Source organism: Streptomyces zinciresistens K42 (genome assembly GCF_000225525.1).
Taxonomy (GTDB): Bacteria; Actinomycetota; Actinomycetes; order Streptomycetales; family Streptomycetaceae; genus Streptomyces; species Streptomyces zinciresistens.
In genome coordinates, this window is record NZ_AGBF01000304.1 from 1 (window position 1) to 5,380 (window position 5,380).

4 protein-coding genes and 1 pseudogene are annotated in these 5,380 nt (G+C 73.8%); 4 read left to right on the forward strand and 1 reads right to left on the reverse strand.

Annotation, left to right across the window (positions count from 1 at the left end; genetic code table 11):
• Nucleotides 1-136 precede the first annotated feature (136 nt).
• The 4 genes from SZN_RS35065 (at nucleotide 137) to SZN_RS35080 (ending at nucleotide 5,186) form a co-directional block, all read left to right on the forward strand.
• A complete protein-coding gene (locus SZN_RS35065) occupies nucleotides 137-439 on the forward strand; it encodes a 4a-hydroxytetrahydrobiopterin dehydratase (RefSeq protein WP_007504762.1) in 303 nt (100 codons plus the stop codon).
• 5 nt (nucleotides 440-444) lie between these two features.
• Nucleotides 445-1,188 carry a class I SAM-dependent methyltransferase gene (locus tag SZN_RS35070; protein WP_043734798.1) on the forward strand — a complete coding sequence of 248 codons (744 nt, stop codon included), beginning with the start codon at nucleotides 445-447 and terminating at the stop codon, nucleotides 1,186-1,188.
• A gap of 1,127 nt (nucleotides 1,189-2,315) precedes the next feature.
• Nucleotides 2,316-4,058, forward strand: coding sequence for a glycoside hydrolase family 6 protein (locus SZN_RS35075; RefSeq protein ID WP_007504765.1), 1,743 nt, complete (start codon nucleotides 2,316-2,318; stop codon nucleotides 4,056-4,058).
• A 216-nt stretch (nucleotides 4,059-4,274) separates the two neighbouring features.
• Nucleotides 4,275-5,186, forward strand: coding sequence for a class I SAM-dependent methyltransferase (locus SZN_RS35080; protein ID WP_007504766.1), 912 nt, complete (start codon nucleotides 4,275-4,277; stop codon nucleotides 5,184-5,186).
• Nucleotides 5,187-5,197: 11 nt separating this feature from the next.
• On the opposite strand, the pseudogene SZN_RS35085 reads toward SZN_RS35080, so the two are convergent.
• Nucleotides 5,198-5,380 (reverse strand): annotated as a pseudogene (locus SZN_RS35085) (glycoside hydrolase family 75 protein); the annotation flags it as partial.

A 5,380-nucleotide genomic window follows, 5' to 3' on the forward strand; every position in this document is an offset into this window, starting at 1 on the left:
GGGGCACCCGTTCAGCGGGGACGGCGGGGCAGCCCGCCCGCCGGCCCCCGGCGGGAAACGTCTCCGCCAGGGCCTTGGCGCCCGTGCTGTGGGACGCTGAGGGCGAGAGCAGGCCCGTCGAGGAAGGAGCGCGACCATGCCCCAGGAACCGCTGTCGCAGACAGAGGTCGACGAGCGGCTCGCGCGGCTGCCGGGCTGGTCCCGGGAGGGCGACCGGATCGCCCGCGCCTACCGGCTCGCCTCGCACTTCGCGGCCACGGCGATGGTCGTGCACATCGCCCAGGTGCAGGAGGAACTCGACCACCACAGCGACCTCACCCTCGGCTACGACACCGTGTCCGTCACCGTCAACACCCACACCGCGGGCGGGGTCACCGAGCGGGACTTCGCCCTCGCGCGCAGGATCGAGGAGCTCGCCCCCGGCCACGGAGCCCAGTGACGGCCGTGCTCGACTACGACGAGGAAGCCGAGCGGTACGACGCCTCGCGCGGCGGCGAACCCCGCGCCGCCGCCGCGGCCGACGCGGTGCTGGGCCTCCTGCCGGACGGCACCCGGACCCTGCTCGACGTCGCCTGCGGTACCGGCATCGTGACCCGCAGGCTCGCCACCGGGCGCCCCGGCCTCTCCGTGACCGGGGTCGACCTCTCGCCCGCCATGGCCCGGCATGCCGCGGCCCGCCTGCCCGGCGCCGTCGTGCGCGCCGACAGCCGGCGGCTGCCGTTCCGCGGCGGCCGGTTCGACGCCGTGAGCAGTGTCTGGCTGCTGCACCTGGCCGCCACCCCCGAGGACGTGGCGGCAGTCGTCGCCGAGTGCGCCCGCGTACTGCGCCCCGGCGGGGTGTACGTCACCACCGTCGACAAGGCGGCCGCGCACAACGTGGGCAGCGACATCGACGCCGTGATGGCCGCGCGCCCGCGGGTCGCCGCCCTGGACGCGGCGGACGCCGTGGAGTCCTGCGCCCGCGCCCACGGCCTGGTTCCCGCGGGCCGCACCGGGTTCACCGGACGCGGCCAGGGCCGCAGCCCCCGCCGCACCCTCGCCGACCTGCGCCGCGGGTGGTTCGTCACGCTGCCGCCCGGGGACGCCCTCGCCGACGGGTTCGCCGCCCGCCTCGCCGCCCTGCCCGACCAGGACCGGTCGCGTCCCGAACCGGTCTTCAGCGTACGGGCGTTCCGCCGGGACGGCTGAACCCGGGCCGCGCGCGGCCCGGACCCGGCGATCAGGACCGGGCACCCACACCCGGCCCCGGCACCCCAGACCCAGGGCAACGCGGGCCGCAGGAGCCGTTTCGGGGCGTTCCCCTGGCGGTCCCCTCCGACGGTGAGTCCTTCAAGTAGCCCTGGAATCAAGGAAGTCCCGGTCGCCATCAGTCCCGGAATGACCCTCGGTCGCCCGCCCGGGGCGACCGCGCCGGCCCGGCGCCGCCGGGATGTCCGCGGCGGCGCCGGGCGGGCGAGGGGCGGGCGGTCCCGTGTGCGGGAGGGAGCCGCCCGCCCGTGCGGCCCCGCCGTCAGGTGGCGGGACCACGCGGAGTGCCCGGCGGGGACAGCGGTACGGGCGACTCCGCGTACGCGTCCGGGTCCGGGTCGGAACCGTCGTCCGAGGCGCCGTCCGAGCGGGCCCGGGAGCGGCGGCGGGTGGACGCCGGCACCCGGCGTCTGTGCGGGGAATGCACGTGCTGGTCCTCCTCGCGGCTCGGAGAGGTCAAGGCTTGAACCAGTGGGAGCGCTCCCATAGTGCGGACCCGCGTGCGAGGGGTCAAGGTGCTTGAAGAGTCGAATTAATTCGACGCGCCGTCCGCTGTAAATGTCGGTAACACCTCTGGGCATAACCGTCACTTGGCGCTAACTTCATGGCACCAGTGGGAGCGGTTCCATCAGTCGGCTCGTCCGTTCACGGCGTGCCTGATCTGCAAGGAGTCGCTCATGCGACACGCCCCGCGTTCACTTCTCGCATCCGCCGCCCGTCGGGCGGCGGCGTTCACCCGGCCGGACCGGACGCCGCGGCGCGGCCCGCCGCCGCCCGCTCGGCCGGTGTCACCACAGCCGGTGTCAGCTCGGTCGGTGGCAGCCCAGCCGGTGCCAGCTCGGCCGGTTTCCGCGCGACCGGTGCCCGCGCAGCTCGGCGCGGGCACCGCCGCGCGGCGGTCCGCGGCCCGGGACGCCTCGCGACCCGCCGTCGCCAGGCCCGTTCCCGGGCTCCGGACCTGATCCTCCGTCCTGCACGAACCCTCACGTCGCGCCCGGCACGGCCGCGTGCGCATCCGCGCGCCCTCGACGGGACGACGCCTCTCAAGGAGAAGGAAACCCGCACCCATGAGTCGTACGAGAACAGCGATACTCGCCGCCCTGGCGCTGGTCGTCGGGGCCTCGGGGGCCGCGCTCGCCGCGGACCCCGGCGCCGTCGGCGCCGCCGCCGTCCCCTGTACCGTCACCTACACGGTGCAGAACCAGTGGAACACCGGCTTCACCACCGCCGTGACCGTCACCAACCAGGGCGCGGCCAAGTCGAACTGGTCGGTGAAGTGGTCCTTCGCCGGTGACCAGAAGGTCACCAACGGCTGGAACGCGCGCATCAGCCAGAGCGGCGCGAACGTCACCGCCGCCAACGAGGGCTACAACGGCTCGCTCTTAACGGGCGGTTCGGTCAGCTTCGGCTTCCAGGGCAGCTTCAGCGGCACCAACGCCGTCCCGACGGCCTTCACCCTCGACGGCGTGACCTGCAACGTCGACGACGGCGGTCCCACCGACCCGACCGACCCGACCGACCCGGGCGGACCCGGCGGACCGGGCGGACCCGGCGGTTCGCGGGTCGACAACCCCTACGACGGGGCCAAGGTGTACGTGAACCCCGAGTGGTCGGCGAAGGCCGCCGCCGAGCCGGGCGGAAGCCGGGTCGCCAACCAGCCGACCGGCGTGTGGCTGGACCGGACCGCCGCCATCGCGGGCGTGAACGGTGGCATGGGCCTGCGCGACCACCTCAACAACGCGCTGACCCAGAAGGGCAGCGGTGAACTCGTCGTCCAGCTGGTGATCTACAACCTCCCCGGCCGGGACTGCGCCGCCCTCGCCTCCAACGGAGAGCTGGGCCCGACGGAGATCGGCCGCTACAAGACGGAGTACATCGACCCGATCGCCGCGATCCTCGCCGACCCGAAGTACGCCTCGCTGCGGATCGTCACCACCATCGAGATCGACTCGCTGCCGAACCTGGTCACCAACACCGGCAGCCGGCCCACGGCCACCCCGCAGTGCGACGTGATGAAGGCCAACGGCAACTACCAGAAGGGCGTGGGCTACGCCCTGAACAAGCTCGGCGACGCGCCCAACGTCTACAACTACATCGACGCCGGCCACCACGGCTGGATCGGCTGGGACGACAACTTCGCCGCCAGCGCCGCGATCATGAAGGAGGCCGCCACCTCCGAGGGCGCCACCGTCAACGACGTCGCCGGCTTCATCACCAACACCGCCAACTACAGCGCCCTGAAGGAGGACAACTTCAGCATCAACGACTCCGTGGGCGGCAAGTCGGTGCGCGAGTCCAAGTGGGTCGACTGGAACCGCTACGTCGACGAGCAGTCCTTCGCGCAGGGCTTCCGCAACCAGCTGGTCAGCGCCGGGTTCAACGCCGGGGTCGGCATGCTCATCGACACCTCCCGCAACGGCTGGGGCGGCACCGCCCGGCCCACCGGACCGGGCGCGACGACCAACGTCGACACCTACGTCAACGGCGGCCGCTACGACCGCCGCATCCACGTGGGCAACTGGTGCAACCAGTCCGGCGCCGGTCTCGGCGAGCGGCCGCGGGCCAACCCTGCGGCCGGTGTCGACGCGTACGTGTGGATGAAGCCCCCGGGTGAGTCCGACGGCTCCAGCCAGGCGATCCCGAACGACGAGGGCAAGGGCTTCGACCGGATGTGCGACCCGACCTACACGGGTAACGCGCGCAACGGCAACAGCATGTCCGGTGCCCTGCCGAACGCCCCGCTGTCCGGCAAGTGGTTCTCGGCGCAGTTCCGGCAGCTGATGCAGAACGCGTACCCGCCGCTGCCGTAACCGCGTCCCGCCTTCCGCCGGGGCCGGCCCGCCGCACGGGCCGGGTCCGGCGGATCGCGTACGCCACCGCGGCGGGCGGTGCGGACCGGCAGGACCGGTCCGCACCGCCCGCCGCACTCGGATTCTTTGCCTCCGTTTTGCCGTTACGGCAAGGACAGTGGCCTCATGCCGGTGCGCCGGCGCATTCTGGGCGCATCCTGACGAGAGGCTGACGGCATGGCGCACGACCACCACGGAGACCACCGGCACGGCGACCGCCCCGCGGGCCACCAGGGCCACGACCACACCGGAGTCGACTGGGGCGAGCTGGCTCCGATGCTGGAGGCGCAGGCGGAGCTGTTCACACCGCTGTACGAGCACGCCCTCGCCTGGCTGGCCAAGCGGCAGACCGAGCCGGGGCTGATCGTCGACGCGGGCAGCGGCCCCGGCGTCGTCTCCTGCCTGCTCGCCGACACCTTCCCCGGCGCGCGCATCGTCGCCGTCGACGGTTCGGGCCCGCTCCTGGACCGGGCGCGGGCCCGCGCCGAGCGCCTCGGCGTCGCCGACCGGTTCGACACACTCACCGGTGAACTCCCCGGTGTCCTGGACGAGTTGGACTATCCCGCCGATCTGCTCTGGGCCGGCCGCAGCCTGCACCACCTCGGCGACCAGCGCGCGGCCCTCGCCGCCTTCGCCGAGCGCCTGACGCCCGGCGGCACGCTGGCCCTCCAGGAGGGCGGCCTCACGTCCCGGTTCCTGCCGCGGGACATCGGTTTCGGCAAACCCGGCCTCCAGAGCCGGCTCGACGCGCTGGAGGCGGACCGCTTCACCCGGATGCGCGCCGAACTGCCCGGCTCCGTCGCCGAGACCGAGGACTGGCCCGCGCTGCTCGGCTCCGCCGGACTGCGGCCCACCGGCACCCGCACCTTCCTCCTCGATCTGCCCGCCCCCACCCCGGACCGCGCCCGCGCCTACGCCGCCGACATCCTCGCCCGCACCCGCGACGGCCTCGCCGAGCACCTGGACGCCGAGGACCGCGCGAGCCTGGACCGGCTGCTCGACCCCGGCGACAGGGCGAGCGTGCACCACCGCCCCGACGTGTTCGTGCTCGCCGCGCAGACGGTGTTCACCGCGGTCCGCACCCGCTGACCGCGGTCGTCTCAGCCGCCCGCGGCGAACTCCTCCGCGAGCTTCCCGCCCAGCGCGACAGCGGCGTCCCGGCTCTCCAGGGGTGAGACGCGGGAGTTCTTGAAGACGATGTACGTCACGCCGGAGGCGGCGCCGCCCCGCGCCGGGTCCGGCGGGATGCCGAGCCGCTCGGCCGCCGCGTAGGACGCCTCGCC

What these genes read in the sequence shown, in the direction of transcription:
- SZN_RS35065 (WP_007504762.1), top strand. Translation starts at nt 137, where the DNA reads ATGCCCCAGGAACCGCTGTCGCAGACAGAGGTCGACGAGCGGCTCGCG.
- SZN_RS35075 (WP_007504765.1), top strand. Translation starts at nt 2,316, where the DNA reads ATGAGTCGTACGAGAACAGCGATACTCGCCGCCCTGGCGCTGGTCGTC.
- SZN_RS35080 (WP_007504766.1), top strand. Translation starts at nt 4,275, where the DNA reads ATGGCGCACGACCACCACGGAGACCACCGGCACGGCGACCGCCCCGCG.